This is a genomic window from Pseudomonas sp. ABa2, assembly GCF_056676075.1.
Map to the genome: position 1 here is coordinate 199,566 of NZ_CM155239.1, position 26,727 is coordinate 226,292.

Below are 26,727 nucleotides of genomic sequence, written 5' to 3' on the forward strand. Positions count from 1 at the left end.
TTCCGTGGGTGGGGGTCAGTGGGCGGCCTGGCGGATGGCGTCGGCGAGCTTCTCCACCAGGCTGTCGATATGCGCCTTCTCGACGATCAGCGGCGGCGACAGGGCGATGGTGTCGCCGGTCACCCGCACCAGCAGGTCGTCCTGGTAGCAGCGCTCGAACACCTGGTAGCCGCGTTTGCCGGCACCGGCCTCGCTCGGCGCCAGCTGCACGCCGCCGACCAGGCCGACGGCGCGGATATCGATGACGTTGGGCAGCTCGCGCAGGCTGTGCAGGCCGTCCTGCCAGTAGCCTTCCAGCTCGATGGCCTGTTCGAACAGACGCTCGTCCTGGTAGATATCCAGGGTCGCCAGGGCGGCGGCGCAGGCCACCGGATGGCCGGAGTAGGTGTAGCCGTGGAACAGCTCGATGCCGTCCGGGCCCTGCATGAAGGCGTCATAGATTTTTTCATCGACCAGCACCGCGCCCATGGGGATGGCGCCGTTGGTCAGGCCCTTGGCGCAGGTGATGATGTCCGGGGTGACGCCCCAGCGTTGCGCGGCGAAGGCCTGGCCGACGCGGCCGAAACCGGTGATCACCTCGTCGAAGATCAGCAGGATGCCGTGCTTGCGGGTGATCTCGCGCAGACGCTGCAGGTAGCCCACCGGCGGCAGCACCACGCCGGCCGAGCCGGACATCGGCTCGACTATCACCGCGGCGATGTTCTCCGCGCCGTGCAGGGTCACCAGGCGCTCCAGCTCCTCGGCCTTGTCCACGCCGAACTCGGGCAGGCCGCGGCTGAAGGCGTTGCGGGCGAGGTCCAGGGTATGCGGCAGGTGGTCGACGCCCGGCAGCTGCAGGGGGAAGGCGCGGCGGTTGTTGACCATGCCGCCGACCGAGATGCCGCCGAAGCCGACCCCGTGATAGCCCAGCTCGCGGCCGATCAGGCGGGTGCGGCTGCTCTGGCCGATGGCGCGCTGGTAGGCCAGGGCGATTTTCAGCGCGGTGTCGGCCGACTCGGAGCCGGAGTTGGTGAAGAACACCTTGTTCAGCCCGGCCGGGGCGATCGCCGCCAGGCGGCTGGCCAGCTCGAACGGCAGCGGGTGGCCCATCTGGAAGGTCGGGGCGAAATCCAGCTTGGCGATCTGCCGGCTCACCGCCTCGGTGATCTCGCGCCGGCCATGGCCGGCGTTGCAGCACCACAGCCCGGCGGTGCCGTCCAGAACCCGGCGCCCGTCGCTGGCGGTGAAGTACATGCCCTCGGCGCTTTCCAGCAGGCGCGGCTTGGCCTTGAACTGGCGATTGGCGGTAAAGGGCATCCAGAAATCTTCGAGCCGGGTGTTGTCTATTGTCATGTCAGCTACCGAAGCGCGAGGTGAGGAGGGTGCGCGTGGCGGCAGTCTATGTTTAATAAAACGAACATGACAAGGGGGTTTTCCTGGCCTTTGTCAAAAATATTGAAAAGGTGCAGCCCTCTGGTTTAGTGTGGCGCACAGGATTTGGCCACTTCGCTGGCCTTGCAGAATTATTTACAGTGCGCGCCTCGGCGAGGCGCCACCTCCACCCCTAGAGGATGCCGGAATGACTAGCCTGACTCGTGCCGACTGGGAACAGCGCGCCAAGACCCTGACCATCGAAACCCGCGCCTTCGTCCACGGCCAATACCGCCCGGCGGAGTCCGGCGCCACCTTCGAGTGCATCAGCCCGGTGGACGGCCGTCTGCTCGGCCTGGTCGCCAGCTGCGACGCCGCCGACGCCGAGATCGCCGTGCGTGACGCCCGTGCCGCCTTCGACTCCGGCGTCTGGTCGCGCCTGGCGCCGGCCAAGCGCAAGCAGGTGATGATCCGCTTCGCCGAGCTGATCGAGCAGCTCGGCGAGGAGCTGGCCCTGCTGGAAACCCTGGACATGGGCAAGCCGATCAGCGACTCGCTGAGCATCGACGTCGCCAGCGCCGCCAACGCCCTGCGCTGGAGCGGCGAGGCGATCGACAAGATCTACGACGAAGTGGCCGCCACCAGCCATGACCAGCTGGGCCTGGTGACCCGCGAGCCGGTCGGCGTGGTCGCCGCCATCGTGCCGTGGAACTTTCCCCTGCTGATGACCTGCTGGAAGCTCGGCCCGGCGCTGTCCACCGGCAACTCGGTGGTGCTCAAGCCGTCGGAGAAATCGCCGCTGACCGCCATCCGCATCGCCCAGCTGGCCATCGAGGCCGGCATCCCGGCCGGGGTGTTCAACGTGCTGCCGGGCTTCGGCCACACGGTCGGTAAAGCGCTCGCCCTGCACATGGACGTCGACACCCTGGTATTCACCGGTTCGACCAAGATCGCCAAGCAGCTGATGATCTACGCCGGCGAGTCGAACATGAAGCGCGTCTGGCTGGAGGCCGGCGGCAAGAGCCCGAACATCGTCTTCGCCGACGCCCCGGACCTGCAGGCCGCCGCCGAGGCCGCCGCCAGCGCCATCGCCTTCAACCAGGGTGAGGTGTGCACCGCCGGCTCGCGCCTGCTGGTGGAAAACTCGATCAAGGACAGGTTCGTGCCCATGGTGGTCGAGGCGATCAAGGCCTGGAAGCCGGGCAACCCGCTGGACCCGGCGACCAACGTCGGCGCCCTGGTCGACACCACCCAGCTGAACAACGTGCTGGGCTACATCCAGGCCGGCCACGACGACGGCGCCAAGCTGGTCGCCGGCGGCAAGCGGGTGATGGAAGAAACTGGCGGCACCTATGTCGAGCCGACCATCTTCGACGGCGTGAGCAACGCCATGCGCATCGCCAAGGAGGAAATCTTCGGCCCGGTGCTGTCGGTGATCGGCTTCGACAGCGAGGAGGAAGCGGTGGCCATCGCCAACGACACCGTCTACGGCCTGGCCGCGGCGGTGTGGACCAGCAACCTGTCGCGCGCCCACCTGGTGGGCAAGGCCCTGCGCGCCGGTAGCGTCTGGATCAACCAGTACGACGGCGGCGACATGACCGCGCCGTTCGGCGGCTTCAAGCAGTCCGGCAACGGCCGCGACAAGTCGCTGCACGCCTTCGACAAGTACACCGAGCTGAAGGCCACCTGGATCAAACTCTGACACCGCGTCACGGGCGGCCGCTGGCCGCCTGAAGGTCCGCCCTTCGGGGCCGGCTCCCCGCGAGCCACACCTGCGGCCGGGTTCCCCTGGAACCCGGCCGCCTTGCATTTGCGCGCCGGGCACTGCGACCGGCGCCGCGCGCGCCATGGACTGGAGTGGAACGATGAACTGGATGACCTATTTCGCCGTCAGTGCGGCGGTGGTGATAGTCGGCCTGGCGCTGGGGGTGACCCTGCCGCTGGTGTCCCTGCGTCTCGAGGCCTGGGGCTACGGGCCCTTCGCCATCGGCGTGATGGCGGCGATGCCGGCCATCGGCGTGCTGCTCGGCGCGCGCCTGACCGGCCGCCTGGCCGGCTGGTTCGGCTCGCCGCAGACGCTGCGCCTGTGCCTGCTGGCCAGCGCGGTGTCGGTCAGCCTGCTGGCGGTGTGGCCGAGCTACCCGCTGTGGCTGCTGCTACGCCTGCTGATCGGCGTGTCGCTGACCGTGGTCTTCGTGCTCGGCGAGAGCTGGATCAACCAACTGGTGGAAGATCGCCTGCGCGGCCGCCTGGTGGCGCTGTACGGCACCGGCTTCGCCTTGAGCCAGCTGTGCGGGCCGCTGCTGCTGACCGCCCTGGGCACCGCCAGCGACCGCGGCTTCTGGGTCTCCGCCAGCCTGCTGGTGGCCGGCAGCCTGCTGCTGATCGGCCGCACGGGAGCGCCGGCGGTGGATGCCCACAGCGCCTCGGGCAAGGGCCTGGGGCTGTTCTGCCGCAAGTTGCCGGCGATTGCCTGGGCGGTGGTGCTGTTCGCCGCGTTCGAGGCCATGGTGCTGACCCTGCTGCCGGTCTACCTGCTGCGCGAGGGCTTCGCCCAGCAGATGGCGCTGATCATGGTCAGCACCGTGGTGGTGGGCGACGCCGCGCTGCAGCTGCCGATCGGCTGGCTGGCCGACCGCGTGCCGCGGCAGGCGCTGATGCGCGCCTGCGGGGTGATACTGCTCGGCTCCAGCCTGTGCATCCCGGCGGCGCTGCACACGCCGCTGATCTGGCCGCTGCTGCTCAGCTTCGGCGCCAGCGCCGGCGGCCTCTACACCCTGTCGCTGATCCTGGTCGGCCAGCGCTACCGCGACGATGCGCTGGTGCGCGCCAATGCCCATATCGCCCTGCTGTGGGGCGTCGGCTGCCTGCTCGGGCCGCTGTCCACCGGCGCCGCCAGCCAGTGGCTGAGCGGCCACGCGCTGCCGCTGCTGATGGCCCTCGGCGCGCTGGTGTTCATCGTCCTGGCCTGGCGCCGCGGTGCCTTCAGCGAGGTCGAAACGGGCAACGAGGCCATGCCGGGGGCCGCCCCGCGCTGATTCAGGGGGCTTCGGCGAGCAGCTCGGCGATGGTCGCGCCGACCTGGCGCACGGCCGCCTCGATGGCCGCGCTGGGCGGCTCGGCGTAGTTCAGGCGGATGCAGTTGCGGTACTTGCCGGCGGCGGAAAAGATGCTGCCCGGCGCCACCTGGATCTTGTGCGGCAGCAGCGCGCGGTTGAGCCGCTGGCTGTCGAAGCCGCTGGGCATCTCCACCCACAGCATGAAGCTGCCCTGCGGCCGGCTGGCGCGGGTGCCTGCCGGAAAGTAGCGGCACACCCAGTCCACCATCAGGTCGCGGCTGCGCAGGTACTGGGCGCGCATGCGCCGCAGGTGCGGCTCGTAGTGGCCGGCCTCGAGGAACTCGGCCAGCGCCAGCTGTGGCAGCTGGGCGGTGCTGCCGGTGCCCAGGTACTTCATGTGCAGCACCTGCTCCAGGTAGCGCCCGGGGGCGATCCAGCCGACCCGCAGGCCCGGCGCCAGGGTCTTGGAGAAGGAGCTGCAGAGCAGCACGCGGCCGTCCTCGTCGTAGGACTTGATGGTGCGCGGGCGCGGGTAGGCGTAGGCCAGCTCGCCGTACACGTCGTCCTCGATGATCGCCACGTCGTGGCGCTGCGCCAGCTGCAGCAGGGCGCGCTTGTTGGCCTCCGGCATGATGTAGCCGAGCGGGTTGTTGCAGTTCGGGGTCAGCTGGATGGCCTTGATCGGCCACTGCTCCAGGGCCATCTCCAGGGCCTCGAGGTTGATCCCGGTGAGCGGGTCGGTGGGCAGCTCCAGGGCCTTCATGCCGAAGCCTTTGAGCGCCTGCATCACCCCGTGGAAGCTCGGCGAGTCCACCGCGACTATGTCGCCGGGCTGGCAGATGGCGCGGATCGCCGCCGACAGCGCCTCGTGGCAGCCGGTGGTGATTACCAGGTCCTCGGCGGGGATGCGGCAGCCGGAATCGAGCAGCAGCCGCGCGATCTGCTCGCGCAGGCGCAGCTCGCCGCGGATGCAGCCGTAGGTCAGCACCTCCGGGTCCTGGCGCCGCGCCTGGCGCGCCAGCATGCGCAGCAGCGGCTTGAGCGTCGGGCTGCCGATATCCGGGCGGCCGCGGCCGAGCTGCAGCAGCTCGCGTTGCGGCGAGCTGCTGATCAGCGCCAGCACGTGATCCCACTGCGACACCTCCACCGGCCGCTGCGCCGCCCGGCTGACCTGCGGCAGCGCCGGCACCTGGCGCTCGGCCGGGACGAAGTAGCCGGACTTCGGCCGCGGCGTGGCCAGGCCCTGATCCTCCAGATGGCGGTAGGCCTGCTGCACCGTGCTCAGGCTGACGCCGTGCTCCTGGCTGAGGCTGCGCACCGAGGGCAGGCGGTCGCCGGGACGGTACAGGCCCTGCTCGATGCGCGCGCCGAGCAGTTCGGCCAGATTCAGGTAGAGGGTCATGACAGTTGCCTCGTTCAGGAATGCAGCGACCGGTACAGATGCCGGCGAAAATTCCGATTCAGCCGGGATTCGGCGAAAACTGTATGGAGTAAATAAGGTTTTATTGAATCTGTCATGGCTTTTCTCCCCGGGTCATCCTGAGCTCCCATGGGCACTGGCTGCAGGAGAAGGCGATGAACGGCTTCAGCGAGATAGGTTTCGACAGGGCGCGGCGGGCTGCGCCGCCACAGGCGACGGGCGCGCTGCGTCATTTCGGCCGCGACTGGCCGGCGTTCTGGCGCCGCCTGCACACCCGCCGCGCCCTGCTGCGGCTGAACGAGCGCCAGCTCGCCGATATCGGCCTGAGCCGCGCCGAGGCCGAGCGCGAGGCGCGCCTGCCGTTCTGGCGGCTGTAGCGCCTCAGAGCCTGTTCAAAGTCTCGCGAGCTAGAGCAATGCAAGGCAGAAACAGGCGAGGAAGCGGAGTTTACGAGCTGTAAATGAGCATTCCGAGCCTGTTTTTAACGCAGCAGTGCCGACGCGCAGCAGACTTTGAACAGGTTCTCAGGCCGCGGCGTGCTCCTTGCGCCAGCTACCGGGCGGCTGCCCGTAGTGCTGGCGGAAGGCGCGGTTGAGCGCTGCCTCCGAACCGTAGCCGATGTCGTAGGCGATCTGCGCCAGGCTGCGCCCTTCGCGCAGCTGGGCGGCGGCCAGTTGCAGGCGCCAGTGCGCCAGGTAGCGGATCGGCGGCTGGCCGATCAGGCGGCTGAAGCGTTCGGCGAAGGCCGAGCGCGACAGGCCCACGGCGCGGGCCAGGGCCTCGGTGGTCCAGTGTTCGGCCGGTTGCCGGTGCAGCAGCGCCAGGGCCTTGCCCACCTGCGGGTCGCACAGGCCGGCGAGCCAGCCGTGGCGGTCGCTCGGCAGCGCTTCCAGGTAACGCCGCACCGCCTCGATAAACAGCAGCTCGGCCAGCTTGTTCAGTGCCGTGCCGGCGCCCTGACGCTGGCCGGCGCTTTCCACCGCGGCGAGGCGGAAGGCCTGCTCGATCCAGGCGCCGCCGGGGCTGTTGCCGACCTGCAGCTTGAGCACGCTGGGCAGGGTCTGCACCAGCGGGTTGTCCGGCACCGCGCAGCCGAGAAAGCCGCAGATCAGGTGGGTCCTGGCGCCGCCGCCGCCGTGACGCAGGCTGGCCAGGCCGCTGCCCTGAGCGGGCGACTGGATCAGGTGGTCGATCACCCGCGCCGGCAGCCCGCTGGCACTGGCCAGCAGGTGCGGGTCGTTGCGCGGCAGCAGGACGATCTCGCCGGCTTCCAGCGGCAGCAGCGGGGCGTCGTCTATCCCCAGCAGCAACCGTCCGTCGAGCACGTAGTGATAGGCCATCAGGTGCGCCGGCTGGGTGCCGGCCAGGCGGCAGTCCTCGGCGTTGACCTGGGCGCGGATGCACCAGGGCGCGCTGAATTCGGCGTGCAGAAAGGCCCCGGCCGACAAGTGGACGGCGGCGAGCACGTGAGAGAGTGCGTCCATTGATCCTCCGGGCGGCGGCTGGATCAAGAATGACGGCGGCCGGGCTATATCCGTCCCTCCCGGTCCCTCTTACCGTAGCACCGGTGTGAAGCCGCAGCCCGGCAGTCGGCGGCGTCCGCGATGACCGGTAGACAACCAGCAGAGGACAGCCATGAACAGCCTGCGCGACAACCTGGGCCTGAGCCTGAGCGGCGCCGACCCGCACAGCCTGGAACACTACGAAAGGGGGCTGGCCCAGTTCCAGTGCTATGCCGGCGATCCGCTCGCCGCGGTCGAGGCGGCCCTGGCGCTGCGTCCGGACTTCGTCATGGCCCATGTCCTGCGCGCCTACCTGCACCTGCTGGGCACCGAGCCCGAGGGCCTGGCGGTGGCGCGGCAGTGCCTGCAGCAGGCCCAAGGCCTGCCGGCCGATGCCCGCGAGCGTGGCCACCTGGCCGCCATCGCGGCGCTGCTCGACGGCCACTGGAGCCGCGCCGGACTGATCCTCGAAGACGTCGCCATCGACGCGCCACAGGACATCCTGGCCCTGCAGGCCGGGCACCAGGTGGACTTCTTCAGCGGCCACTCGCGCATGCTGCGCGACCGCATCGCCCGTGCCCTGCCGCACTGGCGGATGGGCATGCCCGGCTACCACGCGTTGCTCGGCATGTACGCCTTCGGCCTGGAGGAAAACGGCGACTACGCCGCGGCCGAGGCCACCGGGCGCAGCGCGGTGGAGCTGCAGCCGCGCGACGGCTGGGCGCAGCACGCCGTGGCCCATGTGCTGGAGATGCAGAACCGCCAGCGCGAGGGCATCGCCTGGATGCGCGGCAACCAGCAGCACTGGACCGGCGACAGTTTCATCCAGGGCCACAACTGGTGGCACCTGGCGCTCTACTACCTGGATCTGGGCGAGGTCGACGAGGCGCTGGCGCTGTTCGACGGGCCGATCTTCGGCGCCCGTTCGAGCCTGGTGCTGGATCTGGTGGACGCCGCCGCGCTGCTCTGGCGCCTGCACCTGCAGGGCGTCGAGCTGGGCTCGCGCTGGCAGGCGGTGGCCGACGGCTGGGCGCCGCTGGCCACGGCCGGCCAGTACGCCTTCAACGATGCCCACGCGATGATGGCCTTCGTCGGTGCCGGCCGCGACGAGGCCGCAGCGGCGCTGCTCGCCGCGCAGCACCGGGCCCTGCAGGGCGACGCCGACAACCGGCGTTTCACCGCCGAGGTCGGTCAGCCGCTGTGCCTGGCGCTGCAGGCGTTCGGCCAGGGCGAGTACCGCCGCTGTGTCGAGCTGCTGCGGCCGATCCGCTCCATCGCCCAGCGCTTCGGCGGCAGCCACGCGCAGCGTGACCTGCTCGACCTGACCCTGCTGGAAGCGGCCCTGCGCGGCGGCCAGCTGGCCCTGGGCCGGGCGCTGGCGGCCGAACGCCTGCAGGCCAAGCCGCACAACGGCGTGGCCCGGCGCTACAGCCAGCGCGCCGCCGAGCTGGCGGCCTAGCTGGGGTGAGCCGGGCCTAATGTCGTGCACAGAAGAATCGGCCTCGTCATCCCCTCTCCCGCTTACGGGAGAGGGGATGGGGCAGAGGGTGGGCAATGAGCACAAAACTCGTTGGGCCCCCTCCCTGAGGCTATGTCTGCGTTAAGTGTTGGTGGGCAGAGGCCGTAGGGTGGGCTGTAGCCCACCAGCGGTGGTTGGCCTGGACTAAAGCGGATCGCCGCCCGGCCCTCCCTACGCCGGCCAGCCGGCGCTTCCAGCGCGCCCCTGTAGCCCGGCTGCAATCCGGGGACATCCTCGGCCGTCCCGGATGGCATCCGCGCCAGGCGCCGACCTACAGCAATTCCTTCAACCGATGCCAGGCCATGCCGAGGGCCAGCAGTGGCGAGCGCAGGTACTTGCCGCCGGGGAAGGTCATGTGCGGCACCTTGGCGAACAGCTCGAAGCCGCGGCTCTCCTGGCCGGCGATGGCCTCGGCGAGCAGCTTGCCGGCCAGGTGGGTGGCGTTGACCCCGTGGCCGGCATAGGCCTGGGCGTGGAACACGTTGGCCTGATCCTTGAGCCGGCCGATCTGCGGCAGGCGGTTGGCGCCGATGCCGATCATGCCGCCCCACCGGTAGTCGATGCGCACGTCGGCCAGCTGCGGGAAGACCTTGAGCATCTTCGGCCGCATATAGGCGGCGATGTCCGCCGGATCGCGCCCGGAATAGTGGCAGGCACCGCCGAACAGCAGGCGCCGGTCGGCCGAGAGGCGGTAGTAGTCCAGCGCCACGCGCTGGTCGCACAGGGCCATGTTCTGCGGAATGATCGAACGCGCCTGGGCCTCGGACAGCGGCTCGGTGGCGATCACGTAGCTGCCGGCCGGCAGCACCTTGCCGCTCAGGGTCGGCTCCAGGCCGTTGATATAGGCGTTGCAGGCCAGCACCAGGTACTTGGCGCGCACCTGGCCGCGGGCGGTGTGCACGCGCAGCTCGCGGCCGTAGTCGATGCGCGTCACCGGCGAGTCCTCGAACAGCTGCACGCCCAGGCTCGCGGCCGCCGCCGCTTCGCCCAGGGCCAGGTTGAGCGGGTGCAGGTGACCCGAGCCCATGTCGATCATGCCGCCGACATAGTTGTCGGAGCCGACCACCTCGTGCATCTGCTCCGGCTGCAGCAGGCGCAGCTGGTGGCGGTAGCCGAGGCTCTCCAGCTCGGCCTTGTCCTCGGCGAAACCAGCCAGGTGCTCGGGCTTGTTGGCCAGGTCGCAGTAGCCCCAGGTCAGGTCGCAGTCGATCTGGAACTCTTCGACGCGCCGGCGCACCAGCTCCACCGCCTCCAGGCCCATCAGCTTGAGCTCACGCACCCCATCCTGGCCGATCACGTTCGCGAACTGCTCGACGCCGTGGCCGACGCCGCGGATCAGCTGGCCGCCGTTGCGCCCGCTGGCGCCCCAGCCGATCTTGCGCGCCTCCAGCAGCGCCACCGTCAGGCCCTTGCGCGCCAGCTCGATGGCGGTGTTCAGGCCGGAATAGCCGCCGCCGACTATGCACACGTCCACCTGCAGCTCGCCGCCCAAAGGCGGGTAGGCCAGCTGGCGATTGACGCTGGCGGCGTAGTAGGAGGCGGCGTGCTGGGGGCCGTGAACCGGCTGGTGAACGCGGGCGTTCATGTGTGAAATCCTGATTTTTGTGTGTGGAAAATTCAACGCAGCATAAGCGCGGAATCTGCATGACGCCAAGGGGGCCGCCGGAAAAATCAATGCAGGAGCGGCCTTAGCCGCTACCATGACGCGCCGATTCGCGGCTGCAGTCGCTCCTGCAGCACCGGCCCGCGCGGCGCAGTACACTGCCGGCATCGTTTTCCGGATGCCCGAGCATGAGCTGCACCGACCGCAAGATCGACCACCTGCGCCGGCAGATCCCGCGCTTCGCCTGCGTGCCCGGCTGCCACGACTGCTGCGGGCCGGTCACCGCCTCCTCGGAGGAACTGGCGCGGCTGCCGGTGAAGAGCGAGGCCGAACACGACGCGGCGCTGGCCGCCTACAACTGCGTGCATCTGGGCCCGCAGGGCTGCCAGGTCTACGAGCAACGCCCGCTGATCTGCCGGTTGTTCGGCACCACGCCGAACCTGCCCTGTCCGCACGGTCGCGGCCCCGAGCAACCGATCGCGCCGGCGGTGGAGCGCCAGGTGCATCGGCTGATCGCGACCACTCGCCAGCGGCTGGTGTAGAGCCAGGTGCACCACCTGATCGCCACGACCCGCCAGAGGCTCTTGTAGGGTGGGCTTTAGCCCACGCTGACCGCCGTTGGTGGGCTAAAGCCCACCCTACGGGGCCTTTGCACGTGGATAACGCGAAGCTTATCCACCAATAGGGGCTCTAAGGTGTTGCACGGCCATGGTGGGAAACGCTTCGCGGTTTTCCATCCAACTCGCTTTTCAACTTGGGGCTTGTCGCTTGCAGCTTGTTAACCGCCTTATTCCGGCACCGGCAGCGCCAGCGACTCCTTCACCTCTTCCATGACGATATAGCTCTTCGACTCGCGCACGTGCGGCAGCTTGAGCAGGATGTCGCCGAGCAGCTTGCGGTAGCTGGCCATCTCGTTGATCCGTGCCTTGACCAGGTAATCGAAGTCGCCGGACACCAGGTGGCATTCGAGCACGTGCGGCAGCTTGAGCACGGCGCGGCGGAATTCCTCGAAGGTGTCGCCGGACTTGTAGTCCAGGCTGATCTCGACGAACACCAGCAGGTTGGCCTTGAGGTGCTGCGGATTGAGCCGGGCGTGGTAGCCCATGATGATCCCCTCGCGCTCCAGGCGACGTACCCGCTCGGTGCAGGGCGTGGTGGACAGGCCTACCCGCTCGCCCAGTTCGGTGAAGCTGATGCGCCCGTCCTCCTGCAGGATGCGGAGGATGTTGCGGTCGATCTTGTCCAGTTCGCGACGACTCTGATGTTGGGTTCTCATGGGGAATCCGCCTCTGTAAAAGCGATTTTTGCCAAGAATTCTCGCCAAATATAGCTGTGTATATGGTGAAAAGCACTGCACGGCTCTCCCTATACTGCGCCCCAACGACAACTCTGGTCTTGGACGTCCGTGCCCTGGCGCGGCGGGGAGAAAAGCATGCGTGTTCTGGTTCTCGGCAGTGGTGTGATCGGTACCGCCAGTGCGTACTACCTGGCCCGTCAGGGCTTCGAGGTGGTGGTGGTCGACCGCCAGAACGGCCCGGCCCTGGAAACCAGCTTCGCCAACGCCGGCCAGGTCTCCCCCGGCTACGCCTCGCCCTGGGCCGCCCCGGGCATCCCCCTCAAGGCCATCAAGTGGCTGCTGCAGAAGCACGCCCCGCTGGCGATCAAGGCCACCGGCGATATCGACCAGTACCTGTGGATGGCGCAGATGCTGCGCAACTGCACCGCCAGCCGCTATGCGGTGAACAAGGAGCGCATGGTGCGCCTGTCCGAGTACAGCCGCGACTGCCTCGACGAGCTGCGCGCCGAGACCGGCATCGCCTACGAAGGTCGCCAGCTCGGCACCACCCAGCTGTTCCGCACCCAGGCCCAGGTCGATGCCGCGGCCAAGGACATCGCCGTGCTGGAAGCCTCCGGCGTGCCCTTCGAGCTGCTCGACCGCGACGCCATCGCCCGCGTCGAACCGGCCCTGGCCGGGGTCAAGCACAAGCTGGCCGGCGCCCTGCGCCTGCCCAACGACCAGACCGGCGACTGCCAGATGTTCACCACCAAGCTGGCCGAGATGTGCGTCAAGCTGGGGGTGGAATTCCGCTTCGGGCAGAACATCCAGCGCCTGGACGCTGTCGGCGACCGCATCAACGGCGTGTGGATCGACGGCAAGCTGGAAACCGCCGACCGTTATGTCCTGGCGCTGGGCAGCTACAGCCCGCAGCTGCTCAAGCCGCTGGGCGTGCGCGCGCCGGTCTACCCGCTCAAGGGCTACTCGCTGACCGTGCCGATCACCAACGCCGAGATGGCGCCGACCTCGACCATCCTCGACGAGACCTACAAGGTGGCGATCACCCGTTTCGACGGCCGCATCCGCGTCGGCGGCATGGCCGAGATCGCCGGGTTCGACCTGAGCCTCAACCCCAAGCGTCGCGCCACCCTGGAAATGATCACCGCCGACCTCTATCCCGAGGGCGGCGACCTCAAGCAGGCCGAGTTCTGGACCGGTCTGCGCCCGGCCACCCCGGACGGCACGCCGATCGTCGGCGCCAGCGCCTACCGCAACCTGTTCCTTAATACCGGCCACGGCACCCTGGGCTGGACCATGGCCTGCGGCTCCGGTCGCCTGCTGGCGGATCTGATCGGCAACAAGCGCCCGCAGATCAGCGCCGAAGGCCTGGATATCTCGCGTTACTCGGGCAAGACCCGCGAGCTCGAGGCTGCGCCGCAGCCGCTGCGCACCTGATAGGCTGCGCGTCCCGTAATCCAAGGAGCTTTACCCCTATGTCGATCCAGCGCCTGCATGTGGAAAAACGCTACAGCGAAGTGGTGATCCACAACGGCACCGTCTACCTCGCCGGCCAGCTGGCCGACGATTACAGCGGCGACATCCGCCAGCAGACCCGCGAGACCCTGGCCAATATCGACCGCATGCTGGCCGAGGCCGGCAGCGACAAGAGCAAGATTCTTTCCGTGACCATCTACCTCAAGGACATGGACGCCCACTACGACGGCCTCAACGCCGAGTACGACGCCTGGGTCGCCGAGGGTGCCGCGCCGGCGCGCGCCTGCGTCGAGGCGAAGATGTACAAGCCCGAGGTGCTGGTGGAAATGATGGTGGTGGCGGCCCTCTAAGGCGGCCACCCTCCGGACCGTCGTGGAGCGACGTCAAAAATTTCTCCCGGAATTTTTTGTGTTGGCTTTTCGCCCGGCTGTCCCGCCGGGCTTTTTTTGACTGGTAGCGCGTAGCCCGGATGGCATCCGGGCTGCGCCAAACACCTCGCCTCGGCGAAGCATCGAGAGACTGCGAACCATGCGTCCCGCCCGTGCCCTGATCGACCTCGACGCCCTGCGTCACAATTACCAACTGGCCCGCGAACTGAGCGGCGCCCGCGCCCTCGCCGTGGTCAAGGCCGATGCCTACGGGCACGGCGCGGTGCGCTGCGCCCAGGCCCTGGAGCGCGAGGCCGACGGCTTCGCCGTGGCCTGCATCGAGGAGGCGCTGGCCCTGCGCGAGGCCGGCATCCGCGCGCCGATCCTGCTGCTGGAAGGCTTCTTCGAGGCGGCCGAGCTGGCGCTGATCGAGCAGCACCAGCTGTGGTGCGTGGTCCACGCGCTGTGGCAGGTCGAGGCCATCGAGCAGGCGAGTCTGGGCACGCCATTGAATGTCTGGCTCAAGCTGGACTCGGGCATGCACCGCGTCGGCCTGCATCCGGCCGACTACCAGGGCGCATACCGCCGGCTGCTGGCCAGCGGCAAGGTGAGCAAGATCGTGCTGATGAGCCACTTCGCCCGCGCCGACGAGCCCGACTGCCCGCGCACCGCCGAACAGCTGGCGGTGTTCCAGCAGGCCCGCGAAGGCCTGGCCGCCGAGGTCAGCCTGCGCAACTCGCCTGCCGTGCTCGGCTGGCCACAGGTGCCAAGCGACTGGGTGCGCCCCGGCATCATGCTGTACGGCGCCACTCCCTTCGAGCAGGCCCAGGCGCAGGCGGCGCGGCTCAAGCCGGTGATGACCCTGGAGTCGAAGGTCATCAGCCTGCGCGAACTGCCGGCCGGCGAGCCGGTGGGCTACGGCGCGCGCTTCGTCAGCGAGCGACCGACCCGCGTCGGCGTGGTCGCCATGGGCTATGCCGACGGCTATCCGCGCCACGCGCCGACCGGCACGCCGGTAGCGGTGGACGGCCAGCTGACCCGGCTGATCGGCCGGGTGTCGATGGACATGCTCACCGTCGATCTCACCGACCTGCCGCAAGCCGGCCTCGGCAGCCGCGTGGAGCTGTGGGGCAAGCAGGTGCTGGCCAGCGACGTGGCCCTGGCCGCCGGCAGCATTCCCTACCAGCTGTTCTGCAATGTGCGCCGGGCGCCGCTGCTCTATCTCGGCGGCTGAGAGCCTGTTCAAAGGCTGCTGCGCGTCGGCCCTGCTGCGTTAAAAACAGGCTCGGCAAGCCGCTTGCGGCTAACGCGCTTCAGCGCGGCCCGAAGGGCGAGTGCAACGAGTAATGCTCATTTACAACTCGTAAACTCCGCTTCCTCGCCTGTTTTTGCCTTGCATGGCTCTAGCTCGCGAGCCTTTGCATAGGCTCTAACGGGGGCGGTGTAGGCGAGCGCGAACGCCAGTGTTGTAAATTCCGAACGCTGTGCCATGATACGGACACTTTTTCCGCATCTGCCCCAGGGGGGACACCAGCATTGGACGTCGGCGTTCGACTGCAATCGATTCGTAAGCTCAAAGGCCTTTCCCAACGTGAACTCGCCAAGCGTGCGGGGGTCACCAACAGCACCATCTCGATGATCGAGAAGAACAGCGTGAGCCCTTCGATCAGCTCGCTGAAGAAGGTGCTCGGCGGCATCCCCATGTCGCTGGTGGAGTTCTTCTCCCTCGACCTGGAGCAGGAGAACCAGGCCCAGGTGGTCTACCGGGCCTCCGAACTGACCGATATCTGCAGCGGCGCCATCACCATGAAGCTGATCGGCAAGGCCCATCCGAGCCGTGCCATCGCCTTCCTCGACGAGACCTACCCGGTCGGCGCCGACACCGGCGACGAGATGTACGCCCACGAGGGCGAGGAGGCCGGCATGCTGGTGGAAGGCAAGCTGGAACTGACCGTGGGCAGCGAGGTGTTCATCCTCGAGCCGGGCGACAGCTACTACTTCGAGAGCAGCAAGCCGCACCGCTTCCGCAACCCCTTCGACGCGCCGGCGCGGCTGATCAGCGCCACCACACCGGCGAATTTCTGATCAATAACCCTGCGACAATCTGGGTTGTTTCGGCCCGGGCGGCTTGCCGTTATACTGTCGCCCGCTCGCGAAACCGTGGCCGCGGGCGTGACTAGCCACGAAGAGGGTGTACCGTGAATCTGATGAAGAAAATGCTGGTGGCACCGGCTGCCGTATTGGCCCTGTGGGCAGTGACTGCTCAGGCCACGACCGATGAAGCCATCGCCGAACGCCTCAAGCCGGTCGGCGAAGTGTGCATCATGGGCGAAGAATGCAAGGGCGTCGGCGCCGTTGCCGTGGCCGCCGGCGGCGCGCGCAGCACCGACGACATCATCGCCAAGCATTGCAACGCCTGCCATGGCGCCGGCGTGCTGGGCGCGCCGAAGATCGGCGACACCGCCGCCTGGAAAGAGCGCGCCGACCACCAGGGCGGCCTCGACGGCATCCTGGCCAAGGCCATCTCCGGCATCAACGCCATGCCGCCGAAAGGCACCTGCGCCGACTGCTCCGACGACGAGCTGCGCGACGCGATCAAGAAGATGTCCGGTCTGTAAGACCCGGCGCTCGATAAAAAACCGCCTCTTGCAGGCGGTTTTTTTATGTCCGCAGGCTAGGCCGTGCGCACCGCTGGCGATCGGTTGCCGGGTGCGCACCCCAATGGTTTAGTCGAGAAAGCGTACCTGGCCGTTTTCCAGGGCGGCGACGCGCGCCAGCGACTCGACCCGGTAGCCCTCGCTCTCCAGCAGCGTGCGGCCTTCCTGGAACGACTTCTCGATGACGATGCCGATGCCGGCGATCCGCGCGCCGGCCTGCTGGATCAGGTCGATCAGCGCCTTGGCGGCGTGGCCGTTGGCGAGGAAGTCGTCGATCACCAGCACGGTGTCGGCGGCGGTCAGGTGGCGCGAGGAGATGGCGATGGTGCTCTCGGTCTGCTTGGTGAAGGAGAACACCTTGGAGATCAGCAGGTCGTCCTTGAGCGTCAGCGACTGGAACTTGCGCGCGAAGATCACCGGAATGCCCAGCTCCAGGCCGGCCATGATCGCCGGGGCGATGCCGGAGGCCTCGATGGTGACGATCTTGCTGATGCCCTGGCCGGCGAAGCGCTGGGCGAACTCGTGGCCGATCTGCTGCATCAGTGCCGGGTCGATCTGGTGGTTGAGAAAGGCGTCGACCTTGAGCACCTGCTCGGACAGTACGATGCCTTCTTCGCGAATCTTCTGTTTTAGCGCTTCCACGCGGTTGTCCTCATGCTGAACGTAGCCCGGATGCAATCCGGGACGGTTTCCCCGGATTGCATCCGGGCTACGAAGTAACTCTATTTGATGACCTTGCGGGCCGTCGCCGCGCGCCGGTCATTTTCTAAGCAGCGCGCGCATATTGGCTAGCGCGTCGTTGCCGCGCGCGGTCTTGACCTCCACCGGCGCCTCCTCCTGGCCTTCCCAGACCAGATCCTCGGGCGGCAGTTCGTCGAGGAAGCGACTCGGCGAGCAGTCGATCACCTCGCCGTACTGCTTGCGCTTGGCGGCGAAGGTCAGCGCCAGGTTGCGCTTGGCGCGGGTGATGCCGACGTAGGCCAGGCGCCGCTCCTCCTCGATGGTGTCGGCCTCGATGCTGGAGCGGTGCGGGAGGATCTCCTCCTCGAAGCCGATGATGTACACCGAGGGGAATTCCAGGCCCTTGGAGGCGTGCATGGTCATCATCTGCACGCCCTCGGCGCCTTCCTCCTCTTCCTGCTGGCGCTCGAGCATGTCGCGCAGCACCAGCTTGCCGATGGCGTCCTCGATGGTCATGTCGCCGTCTTCGTCACGCTCCAGGGTGTTCTTCAGCGCATCGACGAGAAACCAGACGTTGCCCATGCGCGCCTCGGCCACCTTGTCGCTGGAGGCGTTCTGCCGCAGCCAGTTCTCGTAGTCGATGTCCATCACCATGCTGCGGATCGCGGCGATCGGGTCGTTCTGCGCGCACTGCTGGCGCACGCCGTCCATCCAGCGCTTGAAGCGTGCCAGGCGCTCGGTGTAGCGGCTGTCGAGCTGTTCGCCCAGGCCGATCTCGTCGGCGGCGGCGTACATGCTGATGCCGCGCTGGCTGGCGTAGTTGCCGAGCTTTTCCAGGGTGGTCGAGCCGATCTCGCGGCGCGGCACGTTGATCACCCGCAGGAAGGCGTTGTCGTCGTCCGGGTTGACCAGCAGGCGGAAGTAGCTCATCAGGTCCTTCACCTCCTGGCGGGCGAAGAAGCTGGTGCCACCGGAGAGGCGATAGGGAATCTGGTGGTGCTGCAGCTTCAGCTCCATCAGCTTGGCCTGGTAGTTGCCGCGGTAGAGGATGGCGAAGTCGCTGTAGGGGCGCTGGGTGCGCAGGTGCTCGGTGAGGATTTCCAGGGCCACCCGCTCGCACTCGGCGTCCTCGTTGCGCGTGCGGATCACGCGGATCTCGTCGCCCACGCCCATCTCCGACCACAGCTGCTTCTCGAACACGTGCGGGTTGTTGGCGATGAGGATGTTGGCGCATTTGAGGATGCGGCTGGTGGAGCGGTAGTTCTGCTCCAGCATCACCACCTTCAGCGAGGGGTAGTCCTCTTTCAGCAGCATCAGGTTTTCCGGGCGCGCGCCGCGCCAGGCGTAGATCGACTGGTCGTCGTCGCCGACCACGGTGAACTGGTTGCGCATGCCCACCAGCAGCTTGACCAGCAGGTACTGGCTGGCGTTGGTGTCCTGGTATTCGTCGACCAGCAGGTAGCGGATGCGGTTCTGCCATTTTTCCAGGATGTCGGCGTGCTCCTGAAAGAGCTTGACCGGCAGCAGGATCAGGTCGTTGAAGTCCACCGCGTTGTACGCCTTGAGCGTGCGCTGGTAGTGCAGGTAGACGATGGCGGCGGTCTGCTCCTTGGGCCCGCGCGCCTTGGCCAGGGCCTCGTCGGGCAGGATCAGGTCGTTCTTCCAGCTGTCGATGAGGTTCTTCACCTCGTCGGCGCCGTCATCGCCGGCGTATTCCTTCTGCATGATGTCCGACAGCAACGCCTTGATGTCGCCGTCGTCGAAGATCGAGAAGCCGGGCTTGTAGCCCAGGCGCGCATATTCCTTGCGGATGATGTTCATGCCCAGGTTGTGGAAGGTGGACACGGTCAGGCCGCGCGCCTCGGCGCCCTTGAGTAGGCTGCCGACGCGCTCCTTCATCTCGCGCGCGGCCTTGTTGGTGAAGGTCATGGCGACGATATGACGGGCCTGGATGCCGCAGTTCTGCACCAGGTGGGCGATCTTGCGCGTGATCACGCTGGTCTTGCCGGAACCGGCACCGGCGAGCACCAGAAGCGGGCCGCCGACGTAGTTCACGGCCTCTTGTTGCCGGGGGTTCAGTCGGGACATGGGGGTACGGGGCTGCGGATGAATGGCCGGCGATTCTAGCAGGATGCACCCGGCTTGGCCGCGGCGCCGCCGAGCGGCCTTGCAGCGTTGCAAATAGGTGAGTAGATTCTTGCGCCTAATTAGCGAAATGCGGCTATAAGTTAAAGTGGTTTATTAAAAGCGTGCTGCGGAGGTATCGTGTCCTGCCAAAGCGAGTTCAGGCGGCTGCTGGTGCTGACGACGGACGACCATTGGGTCGCTCTGCTCGATGCCTTGCTGGGCGAGTTGCCCGAGCCGGTCTGGTTGTTCGCCGCCAGCAGTTGGCACGACGCCGAGCGCCTGTACCGCCAGCACCTGCCGGATCTGCTGTTCTGCACGCCGCAGTGCCAGCCCGCCGCCGAGCATTGCCCGCTCCCCCCCATCCTGCTGCTCGACCGCCCGCCGCTCGAGGCGCCGCGTGACGCCCAGGACTGGCTGGCCCGCGATAGCCTGACCGGCGAGGTGCTGCGTCGCTGTCTGGAGTACAGCCGACAGCGTCAGGCTCTGCAAACCCTGGCCGAGCGCGATCCGCTCACCGGCATCGCCAATCGCCAGGGTTTCCAGAGCCTGCTGCGCAAACGTCTGCAGTACAACCGTGGCCGCGGCCTGTTGCTCGGCTATCTGGATCTAGACAACTTCAGCCATGCCAACGATAGCCTCGGTCACCAGGCCGGCGACCAGCTGATCCAGCAGGTCACCGAGCGCATCAAGTTGCTGCTCGAGCCCGGTGACGGCCTGGCGCGGGTGGGCAGCGACGAATTCGCCCTGCTGCTGGACGTCAGCCGCTCGGCCAAGCGCGTCGAACCCATGGCCCAGGCGCTGATGGAGTCGCTGGCCGAGCCCTACTGGATCAACGGCGAGAGCCTGACCCTGGGCTGCAGCCTGGGCCTGGCCTACTGCCGTGCCGGCGAGGACGCCGACCCGCTGCTGTGGCACGCGCACATGGCCATGCAGCAGGCCAAGGGGCGCGAGGGCTGCACCTACCACCTTTACGATGAACGCACCTCGAGCGACGCGCGCAATATCGCCGACCTCGAGGCGGAGTTGCGCCAGGCGCTGCGCCGCGACGAGCTGGAGCTGCATTATCAGCCGCGGATGAACCTGGCCAGTGGCGCCATCGTCGGCCTCGAGGCGCTGGTGCGCTGGCGCCACCCGAGTCGCGGCCTGCTCTACCCGCAGCACTTCATTCCCCTGGCGGAGCAGAGCGGCCTGATCATTCCGCTCGGCTACTGGGTGGTGGCGCGGGCCCTGCGCGATCTGGAGTGGCTGATGCAGGAGCGCCTGCCGGTGCACATGGCGGTCAACCTGTCGTTCAGCCAGTTCCAGGACAGCCAGCTGCTGCCCACGGTGCAGCGCCTGATCGAGCGCTGCGGGGTGGATGGCGGCTGGCTCGAGTTCGAGCTGACCGAGACCGCGGTGATGCGCCGCAGCGACTACGTGCTGGACACCATGCGCACGCTGGGCGAGCTTGGCGTGCGTTTCTCCCTCGACGACTTCGGCACCGGCTTCTCCTCCTTCGTCCACCTGGCCAGCCTGCCGATCACCTTGCTCAAGCTGGACAAGAGCTTCGTTTCCGGCATGGCCGTACGCGGCGAGCAGTGCCGGCTGGTCAACGCCATGATCAACCTGGCACGCAACCTGGGCCTGGAAGTGGTCGCCGAGGGCGTGGAGACCGAGGCCGAACTGGAGCTGTTGCGCCAGTTCGGCTGCGACCAGGGCCAGGGCTACCTGATCAGCAAGGCGCTGCCGCTGGCCGAGCTGCGGCAGTTCCTGCTCGGTCGCATCGCCCGCGCCAGCCGCCCTCAGTCGATTTCCGCCTGAGCCCCAGCACGGGCTCTAGCGCGCACTCCAGCGCCAGAATCTGAACTCACTCACAGTTCCGCGTGAGGCGCTGGTGAGCGGGCGCGTACTTGGTTAGCTTGTCGGCACAGTGTCGGTGTCTTGACCGCACATCGGCGCGGGATGCGTCGAGAGAATCAGCGCCGGGATCTGGCGCGGCAGTGACCGCCGCCGGCGGCACGCCACTGTCCGGGGAAGCCCAGTGTCCGATTCCGTCGAGCCCATGCGACTGTTACTGCTGACCGCCTCAGGTGAGTGGTCGGCGCGTCTGCGCCGGGCCATCGACGCTCTGGGCACCGTCCCGGGGCTGATCACCGCGCCGTCCTGGGCGGCGGCCAGCAACCTGTTCGAGGACGGCGGCCAGGGCCTGGTGTTCTGCACCCCCGACTGCCGACCGCCCGCCGACAGTTGCAGCGTGCCGCTCGTGCTGCTGCTGGAGGCCGAGCCGGCCGAGGAGCCCGTCGGGGTCTGCGACTGGCTGGTGGCCGGCGCCTTCAGTGTCGACGTGCTGCGCCGCTGCCTGCGTTACGTGCGCGAGCAGGGCAACCTCAAGCAGACCCTGCAGCGCCTGGCCGAGCAGGACCCGCTGACCGGCATCGCCAACCGCCAGGGCTTCCAGACCCTGCTCGCCGCGCGCCTGGCCGAGTGCGGCGGACGCGGCCTGGTGCTCGGCCATCTCGACCTGGACAACTTCCGCCACGCCAACGACGCCCTCGGCTACCAGGCCGGCGACCGCCTGATCCTGCAGGTGGTGGCGCGCCTGAAGAGCCTGCTGCAGCCCTGCGACCAGCTCGCGCGTCTGGGCAGCGACGAGTTCGCCCTGCTCCTCGACACCCGCCGCGACCCGCAGCGCGCCGAGCGCCTGGCCGAACGCATCACCGAGGTGCTGGCCGAACCCTACTGGGTCGACGGCGAGAGCCTGCTGATCGGCTGCAGCCTGGGCCTGGCCCATGCCCGCGCCGGAGAGGGCGCCGACCCGCTGCTGTGGCACGCGCACATCGCCATGCAGCAGGCCAAGAGTCAGCAGGGCTGCGTGTTCCACGTCTACGACGAGCGCATCAACCGCAGCGCGCGCAGCCAGGCCGATCTGGAAGGCGAGCTGCGCCGCGCCCTGCGCCGCGACGAGCTGGAGCTGCACTACCAGCCGCGGCTGTGCCTGCAGAGCGGGCGCATCGTCGGCCTGGAGGCGCTGGTGCGCTGGCAGCACGGCGAGCGCGGCCTGCTGGCGCCCAACGAGTTCGTGCCGCTGGCCGAGGAAACCGGGCTGATCGTGCCGCTCGGCTACTGGGTGATCTCCCGCGCCCTGCGCGACATGCAGTGGCTGCGCGGGCGCGGCCTGCCGGCGCTGCACATGGCGATCAACCTGTCGTTCCGCCAGTTCCAGGACAGCCAGCTGCTGCCGACCCTCAGTCGGCTGATTGAGGAGCGCGGGGTGGACGCGCAGTGGCTGGAGTTCGAGCTGACCGAGACCGCGGTGATGCGCCGCAGCGACCAGGTGCAGCAGACCATGCTGGCCCTGGGGCGGCTCGGCGTGCGCTTCTCGCTGGACGACTTCGGTACCGGCTTCTCCTCCTTCGTTCACCTCAACAACCTGCCGATCACCCTGCTGAAGATTGACAAGAGCTTCGTCGGCGGCATGGGCGAGCGCGCCGAGAATCGCCAGCTGGTGCGGGCGATGATCAACCTGGCGCACAACCTCAACCTCGAGGTGGTCGCCGAAGGGGTGGAGAACATCGAACAGCTGGACATGCTGCGCCAGTTCGGCTGCGACCAGGTGCAGGGCTACCTGATCAGCAAGGCCGTGCCGCTGGCCGAGCTGGCGCGCTTTCTGGTGTTCGGCCAGCGCCAGCCGCTGTTGTCGGTAACGCCTTCCTAACGCGCAGGCTGCGCCATTACGACAGGCAGGCTTCGCCTGTTACCCGGTCCGCCTGCTGCAAGCGTGCCGTCTTCCACTGAAAGCCCAGCACCAGGCCGCTCGCCGTCACCGCCAGGCCGGCCGCCAAGCCCCACCAGACGCCCGCGGCGCCCCAGCCGAGCACGAAGGCCAGCAGCCAGGCCAGTGGCGCACCGACGCACCAGTAGCCACTCAGGCCGATCAACAAGGTGGTGCGGCCGTCGTTCAACCCGCGGATCGCACCCATGGCGATGCTCTGCAGGCCATCGAACAGTTCGAACCAGGCGGCAATCGCCAGCAGGCTCACCGCCAGGGTGACGATCTCGGCGAAGGCCGGATCGTGGCGGTCGAGGAACAGGCCGATGATCCATTCCGGCAGCAGCCAGAACAGCAGGGCGAACAGCAGCATCAACGCCGCCCCCAGGGCTATGCCCAGATGGCCGCTGAGGCGCGACAGCGGCAGGCGCCCGGCGCCGTAGTGCAGGCCGACGCGGAAGGTCACCGCGTAGGACAGCCCCTGCGGCACGATAAAGGCCAGCGCCACCGTCTGCATGGCGATCTGGTGCGCCGCCAGCTGCACGCTGCCCAGCGCGCCCATGCACAGGGTGGCGAAGGTGAACAGGCCCTGCTCGGCAGCATAGGTGCCGCCGATGGGCAGTCCCAGGCGCAGCAGGGCGCGCATCTCCGCGCGCTGCGGACGGCCCAGGCCGCTGCGCAGCTTGTACAGGCGGTAGTGGGGCGCGAGCAGGATATACAGCGCCAACGCCAGGGCCATGCCGCTGCTGACCAGCGCGGTGGTCATGCCGATACCGCCCAGGCCCAGGCTGGGCAGGCCGAACCAGCCCTTGATCAGCGCATAGTTGATGACGAAGTTGGCCGCCGTGCCGACGATGCTGATGGCCATCACCGGGCCGGGATGGCCGATGGCACTGGTGAAGCCACGCAAGGCCATGAAGCACAGGTAGCCGGGCAGGGCCAGCGACAACGGGCGCAGAAACTCCATGGCCAGGCCCGCGGCGTCAGGCGCCTGGCCCAGGTGCGGCAGCAGCGGGCCCAGGCCGTTGAGGCACAGCGCGCTGACCATGCCCAGCAGCAGGGCCAGCCACAGGCCGTTGTGCAGCAGGCGGGCGACGCCGCTTGGGTCGCCGGCGCCGTGGCGGATGGCGACCAGGCTGCCCACGGCGGCGATCACCCCGGTGCAGAAGATCGAGAAGATGAAATAGCAGGTGGCGCCCAGCGCGCCGCCGGCCAGTTGCTGCGGGCCGAGCATCGCCATCATCAGCGTGTCGGTGAAGATCATCAGCGCGTGGGCCAGCTGGGCGGAGATCAGTGGGCCGGCCAGGCGCAGCAGCGCGCCCAGCTCGTGGCCAAGGGCATTCTTCATGATGAGTAAAACTTCGGCAGGATAGGCCTCCCCAGACTGTCTGAGGATTAGCAATGACAGCTATTCTCTGGGTTTAGCGAGTTGCCCACAAAAGGAAAATAGCCATGCCAGTCATGATTAAAAATCATGGTTTGACGCGATGAACCGGCGTCTGCCGCCGCTCTACGCCCTGCGCGCCTTCGAGGCGGCGGCGAGGCATGCCTCCTTTACCCGCGCCGCCGAGGAACTGGCCATTACCCAGAGCGCGGTGAGCCGGCATATCCGTACCCTCGAGGAACATTTCGCCTGCCGCCTGTTCGAGCGCCGTGGCCGCAGCCTGCAGCTGACCGACCCGGCGCGCGCCCTGCTGCCCGGCCTGCGCGACGGCTTCGATGCGCTGGAGCGGGCCTGCTCCGCGCTGCGCGCCGACGACAGCGTGCTGCGCCTGAAGGCGCCCTCGACCCTGACCATGCGCTGGCTGCTGGCGCGGTTGTCGCACTTTCGCCTGGCCTACCCGGAGAGCGAGGTGCAGCTGACCAGCGCCTGGATGGACGTGGACAAGGTGGATTTTCGCCACGAGCCCTTCGACTGCGCGGTGCTGCTGGCCGACGGCCAGTTCCCGGAGGAGTGGGACAGCGTGCTGCTGTTCGAGGAATGGCTGATCCCAGTCTGCGCCGCCGCCGATGTCGCCGGCGGCCCCTGGCCGCTGGCGCGGCTGCAGGCCGCCGAACAATTGCACCCGACCCCGGACCGGCGCGACTGGCGGCAATGGCTGCAGATCACCGGGCTGGCCGAGCGGATTCCGCTGAAGAGCGGCCAGCTGTTCGACATGCTCGAACTGGGCATAGTCGCGGCGGCGCGCGGCTATGGGGTGTCCATCGGCGATCTGCTGCTGATGGCCGAGGACGTGAATGCCGGCCGCCTTGGCCTGCCGTGGCGGCAGGCGGTCTACAGCGGCTCCAGCTATTACCTGGTGTGGCCCAAGGCGCACCGCGCCCAGGCGCGCCTGCAACGACTGCGCGATTACCTGCTGGCGGAGGTGGCGGCGATGCGCCTGCCCGAGGTGCAACGGTTGTAGCGACGGTGTCTCAGCCCATCCCCGGTCGATACTGCAGCGCCTCGGCCAGGTGGCCGCGGGCGATCCGCTCCTCGTCCGCCAGGTCGGCCAGGGTGCGTGCCACCTTGAGTACCCGGTGCGCGGCGCGCAGCGACAGGCCGAGGCGCTCGCAGGCATTCTCCAGCCAGTGGCGATCCGTTTCGCTCAGGGCGCAGTGCCGACGCAGCCCGGGCAGGTCGAGAAGGGCGTTGGCCACGCCCTGGCGCCGCAGCTGGCGCTGACGCGCGGCGGCGACCTTGGCCGCGGCCTCAGCGGTGCTTTCGCCATCCTGTGCCGGGACCTCCAGCGCCGTGCTTTCGCGCGCCACGGTCAGGTGCAGGTCGATGCGGTCGAGCAGCGGCCCGGACAACTTGGCGCGGTAGCGCTGGATCTGCTCCGGGGTGCAGCGGCAGCGGTTGCTCGCATCGCCGAGGTAGCCGCAGGGGCAGGGATTCATCGCCGCCACCAGCTGGAAACGCGCCGGGAAACGCACCTTGTCGCGCGCCCGGGCGATGACGATATGGCCGCTCTCCAGCGGTTCGCGCAGCACCTCCAGGACCTTCCTGTCGAACTCCGGCAGCTCGTCGAGGAACAGCACGCCCTGATGCGCCAGGGTGATCTCGCCGGGCTGCGGACGACTGCCACCGCCGACCAGCGCCGGCCCCGAGGCACTATGGTGCGGGGTGCGAAAGGGGCGCTGCGGCCAGTGCTGCAACGGCGTATGACTGGCCACCGAGTGGATCGCCGCCACCTGCAGCGCCTCGCTTTCGTCCAGCGGCGGCAGCAGGCCTGGCAGGCGGCTGGCGAGCAGGGTCTTGCCGGTGCCGGGCGGGCCGCTGAGCAGCAGGTTGTGCGAGCCGGCGGCCGCCACCAGCAGGGCGCGCTTGGCCGCCAATTGGCCCTGCACTTCGGCCAGGTCGGGGTAGGGCAGGCTCTGCCGGAGCAGGCCCTGGGCGGCATAGGGTTCGATGGGGGCCGTGCCGTTGAGGTGCGCGGCGATCTGCAGCAGGTGGTCGACGGCGATCACCCTGAGCCCGGAGGCGAGGCTGGCCTCTTCGGCATTGGCCGCCGGCACCAGCAAGGTGCGTCCGGCTTCGCGGGCGGCCAGCGCCGCCGGCAACACGCCCTGCACCGGGCGCACGGCGCCGGACAGCGCCAGTTCGCCCAGGCACTCGTATGCATCGAGAGATGGGGCCGGTACCTGACCGCTGGCGGCGAGAATGCCCAGGGCGATGGCCAGGTCGAAGCGACCGCCGTCCTTCGGCAAATCGGCGGGGGCCAGATTGAGGGTGATGCGTTTGCTGGGAAATTCGAAGGCGGCGTTGAGAATGGCGCTGCGCACGCGGTCCTTGCTTTCCTTGACCGCGGTCTCCGGCAGGCCGACCAGGGTCAGGGATGGCAGGCCGTTGGCCAGGTGCGCCTCGACGGTGACGGTGGGCGCTTCGACGCCGACCTGGGCGCGGCTGTGGACGAGGGCCAGGGACATGATCACTCCTTGAT

General features: G+C 68.2%; 22 protein-coding genes. 13 read left to right on the forward strand and 9 right to left on the reverse strand.

Annotated features, from left to right (window positions below; all coding sequences use genetic code 11):
• Positions 1–15: 15 nt before the first annotated feature.
• On the reverse strand, positions 16–1,332 hold the full coding sequence (gene aptA, locus AC1G9C_RS00965) for an omega-aminotransferase AptA (RefSeq protein ID WP_480409219.1): 1,317 nt from the start codon (positions 1,330–1,332) through the stop codon (positions 16–18).
• A 226-nt stretch (positions 1,333–1,558) separates the two neighbouring features.
• Between aptA and AC1G9C_RS00970 the strand changes: the two genes are divergently transcribed.
• On the forward strand, positions 1,559–3,052 hold the full coding sequence (locus tag AC1G9C_RS00970; protein ID WP_480409220.1) for an aldehyde dehydrogenase: 1,494 nt from the start codon (positions 1,559–1,561) through the stop codon (positions 3,050–3,052).
• A 163-nt stretch (positions 3,053–3,215) separates the two neighbouring features.
• Entirely contained in the window at positions 3,216–4,388 is a 1,173-nt protein-coding gene (locus AC1G9C_RS00975; RefSeq protein WP_122109466.1) for an MFS transporter, read from the forward strand.
• A 1-nt stretch (position 4,389) separates the two neighbouring features.
• Here AC1G9C_RS00975 and AC1G9C_RS00980 read toward each other — a convergent pair whose 3' ends face one another.
• Positions 4,390–5,811 carry an aminotransferase-like domain-containing protein gene (locus AC1G9C_RS00980; RefSeq protein WP_397497526.1) on the reverse strand — a complete coding sequence of 474 codons (1,422 nt, stop codon included), beginning with the start codon at positions 5,809–5,811 and terminating at the stop codon, positions 4,390–4,392.
• 173 nt (positions 5,812–5,984) lie between these two features.
• Here AC1G9C_RS00980 and AC1G9C_RS00985 point away from each other — a divergent pair, with 173 nt between their 5' ends.
• Positions 5,985–6,206 (forward strand): DUF1127 domain-containing protein, encoded by a 222-nt coding sequence (locus AC1G9C_RS00985; protein WP_457788317.1) that lies wholly within the window; start codon positions 5,985–5,987, stop codon positions 6,204–6,206.
• A gap of 147 nt (positions 6,207–6,353) precedes the next feature.
• Here the strand turns inward: AC1G9C_RS00985 and AC1G9C_RS00990 are convergent, their stop codons facing one another.
• The gene (locus AC1G9C_RS00990; RefSeq protein ID WP_021445351.1) at positions 6,354–7,313 is read right to left on the reverse strand and encodes an AraC family transcriptional regulator; all 960 of its coding nucleotides are present in this window, start codon (positions 7,311–7,313) and stop codon (positions 6,354–6,356) included.
• A gap of 151 nt (positions 7,314–7,464) precedes the next feature.
• Here AC1G9C_RS00990 and AC1G9C_RS00995 point away from each other — a divergent pair, with 151 nt between their 5' ends.
• Positions 7,465–8,790, forward strand: a complete 1,326-nt coding sequence (locus tag AC1G9C_RS00995; protein ID WP_480409221.1) for a tetratricopeptide repeat protein — start codon at positions 7,465–7,467, stop codon at positions 8,788–8,790.
• 331 nt (positions 8,791–9,121) lie between these two features.
• Here AC1G9C_RS00995 and AC1G9C_RS01000 read toward each other — a convergent pair whose 3' ends face one another.
• On the reverse strand, positions 9,122–10,435 hold the full coding sequence (locus AC1G9C_RS01000; protein ID WP_480409222.1) for an NAD(P)/FAD-dependent oxidoreductase: 1,314 nt from the start codon (positions 10,433–10,435) through the stop codon (positions 9,122–9,124).
• Between the two features lie 206 nt (positions 10,436–10,641).
• Between AC1G9C_RS01000 and AC1G9C_RS01005 the strand changes: the two genes are divergently transcribed.
• Positions 10,642–10,995, forward strand: a complete 354-nt coding sequence (locus AC1G9C_RS01005; protein ID WP_480409223.1) for a YkgJ family cysteine cluster protein — start codon at positions 10,642–10,644, stop codon at positions 10,993–10,995.
• A gap of 245 nt (positions 10,996–11,240) precedes the next feature.
• Here AC1G9C_RS01005 and dadR read toward each other — a convergent pair whose 3' ends face one another.
• Positions 11,241–11,729, reverse strand: coding sequence for a transcriptional regulator DadR (dadR, locus tag AC1G9C_RS01010; RefSeq protein ID WP_013713454.1), 489 nt, complete (start codon positions 11,727–11,729; stop codon positions 11,241–11,243).
• A gap of 156 nt (positions 11,730–11,885) precedes the next feature.
• Between dadR and dadA the strand changes: the two genes are divergently transcribed.
• The 5 genes from dadA to AC1G9C_RS01035 all read left to right on the forward strand — a co-directional run bounded on the left by dadA (position 11,886) and on the right by AC1G9C_RS01035 (position 16,209).
• Positions 11,886–13,184: a D-amino acid dehydrogenase gene (gene dadA / locus AC1G9C_RS01015; protein ID WP_480409224.1), complete on the forward strand. Its 1,299-nt coding sequence runs from the start codon at positions 11,886–11,888 to the stop codon at positions 13,182–13,184.
• A 38-nt stretch (positions 13,185–13,222) separates the two neighbouring features.
• Positions 13,223–13,573 (forward strand): RidA family protein, encoded by a 351-nt coding sequence (locus AC1G9C_RS01020; protein WP_011920546.1) that lies wholly within the window; start codon positions 13,223–13,225, stop codon positions 13,571–13,573.
• A gap of 178 nt (positions 13,574–13,751) precedes the next feature.
• Positions 13,752–14,825 carry an alanine racemase gene (gene alr / locus AC1G9C_RS01025; RefSeq protein ID WP_480409225.1) on the forward strand — a complete coding sequence of 358 codons (1,074 nt, stop codon included), beginning with the start codon at positions 13,752–13,754 and terminating at the stop codon, positions 14,823–14,825.
• A 302-nt stretch (positions 14,826–15,127) separates the two neighbouring features.
• Positions 15,128–15,676 (forward strand): cupin domain-containing protein, encoded by a 549-nt coding sequence (locus AC1G9C_RS01030; RefSeq protein WP_031303843.1) that lies wholly within the window; start codon positions 15,128–15,130, stop codon positions 15,674–15,676.
• Positions 15,677–15,789: 113 nt separating this feature from the next.
• Entirely contained in the window at positions 15,790–16,209 is a 420-nt protein-coding gene (locus AC1G9C_RS01035) for a c-type cytochrome (protein WP_021445827.1), read from the forward strand.
• 108 nt (positions 16,210–16,317) lie between these two features.
• Here AC1G9C_RS01035 and AC1G9C_RS01040 read toward each other — a convergent pair whose 3' ends face one another.
• Both AC1G9C_RS01040 and rep read right to left on the reverse strand, forming a co-directional pair.
• The gene (locus AC1G9C_RS01040; protein ID WP_021445826.1) at positions 16,318–16,890 is read right to left on the reverse strand and encodes a xanthine phosphoribosyltransferase; all 573 of its coding nucleotides are present in this window, start codon (positions 16,888–16,890) and stop codon (positions 16,318–16,320) included.
• A 117-nt stretch (positions 16,891–17,007) separates the two neighbouring features.
• Positions 17,008–19,017: a DNA helicase Rep gene (gene rep, locus AC1G9C_RS01045; RefSeq protein WP_480409226.1), complete on the reverse strand. Its 2,010-nt coding sequence runs from the start codon at positions 19,015–19,017 to the stop codon at positions 17,008–17,010.
• Between the two features lie 177 nt (positions 19,018–19,194).
• On the opposite strand from rep, the gene AC1G9C_RS01050 reads away from it, so the two are divergent.
• Complete coding sequence (locus AC1G9C_RS01050) at positions 19,195–20,856, forward strand: putative bifunctional diguanylate cyclase/phosphodiesterase (RefSeq protein ID WP_021445824.1); 1,662 nt, start codon at positions 19,195–19,197, stop codon at positions 20,854–20,856.
• A gap of 220 nt (positions 20,857–21,076) precedes the next feature.
• Positions 21,077–22,750: a putative bifunctional diguanylate cyclase/phosphodiesterase gene (locus AC1G9C_RS01055; RefSeq protein ID WP_457788309.1), complete on the forward strand. Its 1,674-nt coding sequence runs from the start codon at positions 21,077–21,079 to the stop codon at positions 22,748–22,750.
• Positions 22,751–22,766: 16 nt separating this feature from the next.
• On the opposite strand, the gene AC1G9C_RS01060 is transcribed toward AC1G9C_RS01055, so the two are convergent.
• Entirely contained in the window at positions 22,767–24,152 is a 1,386-nt protein-coding gene (locus AC1G9C_RS01060) for a NorM family multidrug efflux MATE transporter (protein WP_480409227.1), read from the reverse strand.
• 139 nt (positions 24,153–24,291) lie between these two features.
• Between AC1G9C_RS01060 and AC1G9C_RS01065 the strand changes: the two genes are divergently transcribed.
• Positions 24,292–25,209, forward strand: a complete 918-nt coding sequence (locus AC1G9C_RS01065; protein ID WP_480409228.1) for a LysR substrate-binding domain-containing protein — start codon at positions 24,292–24,294, stop codon at positions 25,207–25,209.
• 10 nt (positions 25,210–25,219) lie between these two features.
• Here AC1G9C_RS01065 and AC1G9C_RS01070 read toward each other — a convergent pair whose 3' ends face one another.
• Complete coding sequence (locus AC1G9C_RS01070) at positions 25,220–26,713, reverse strand: YifB family Mg chelatase-like AAA ATPase (RefSeq protein WP_457788306.1); 1,494 nt, start codon at positions 26,711–26,713, stop codon at positions 25,220–25,222.
• Positions 26,714–26,727 lie beyond the last annotated feature (14 nt).

Coding starts and splice junctions, on each gene's coding strand:
- aptA (WP_480409219.1), bottom strand. CDS start 1,332: ATGACAATAGACAACACCCGGCTCGAAGATTTCTGGATGCCCTTTACC.
- AC1G9C_RS00970 (WP_480409220.1), top strand. CDS start 1,559: ATGACTAGCCTGACTCGTGCCGACTGGGAACAGCGCGCCAAGACCCTG.
- AC1G9C_RS00975 (WP_122109466.1), top strand. CDS start 3,216: ATGAACTGGATGACCTATTTCGCCGTCAGTGCGGCGGTGGTGATAGTC.
- AC1G9C_RS00980 (WP_397497526.1), bottom strand. CDS start 5,811: ATGACCCTCTACCTGAATCTGGCCGAACTGCTCGGCGCGCGCATCGAG.
- AC1G9C_RS00985 (WP_457788317.1), top strand. CDS start 5,985: ATGAACGGCTTCAGCGAGATAGGTTTCGACAGGGCGCGGCGGGCTGCG.
- AC1G9C_RS00990 (WP_021445351.1), bottom strand. CDS start 7,313: ATGGACGCACTCTCTCACGTGCTCGCCGCCGTCCACTTGTCGGCCGGG.
- AC1G9C_RS00995 (WP_480409221.1), top strand. CDS start 7,465: ATGAACAGCCTGCGCGACAACCTGGGCCTGAGCCTGAGCGGCGCCGAC.
- AC1G9C_RS01000 (WP_480409222.1), bottom strand. CDS start 10,435: ATGAACGCCCGCGTTCACCAGCCGGTTCACGGCCCCCAGCACGCCGCC.
- AC1G9C_RS01005 (WP_480409223.1), top strand. CDS start 10,642: ATGAGCTGCACCGACCGCAAGATCGACCACCTGCGCCGGCAGATCCCG.
- dadR (WP_013713454.1), bottom strand. CDS start 11,729: ATGAGAACCCAACATCAGAGTCGTCGCGAACTGGACAAGATCGACCGC.
- dadA (WP_480409224.1), top strand. CDS start 11,886: ATGCGTGTTCTGGTTCTCGGCAGTGGTGTGATCGGTACCGCCAGTGCG.
- AC1G9C_RS01020 (WP_011920546.1), top strand. CDS start 13,223: ATGTCGATCCAGCGCCTGCATGTGGAAAAACGCTACAGCGAAGTGGTG.
- alr (WP_480409225.1), top strand. CDS start 13,752: ATGCGTCCCGCCCGTGCCCTGATCGACCTCGACGCCCTGCGTCACAAT.
- rep (WP_480409226.1), bottom strand. CDS start 19,017: ATGTCCCGACTGAACCCCCGGCAACAAGAGGCCGTGAACTACGTCGGC.
- AC1G9C_RS01060 (WP_480409227.1), bottom strand. CDS start 24,152: ATGAAGAATGCCCTTGGCCACGAGCTGGGCGCGCTGCTGCGCCTGGCC.
- AC1G9C_RS01065 (WP_480409228.1), top strand. CDS start 24,292: ATGAACCGGCGTCTGCCGCCGCTCTACGCCCTGCGCGCCTTCGAGGCG.
- AC1G9C_RS01070 (WP_457788306.1), bottom strand. CDS start 26,713: ATGTCCCTGGCCCTCGTCCACAGCCGCGCCCAGGTCGGCGTCGAAGCG.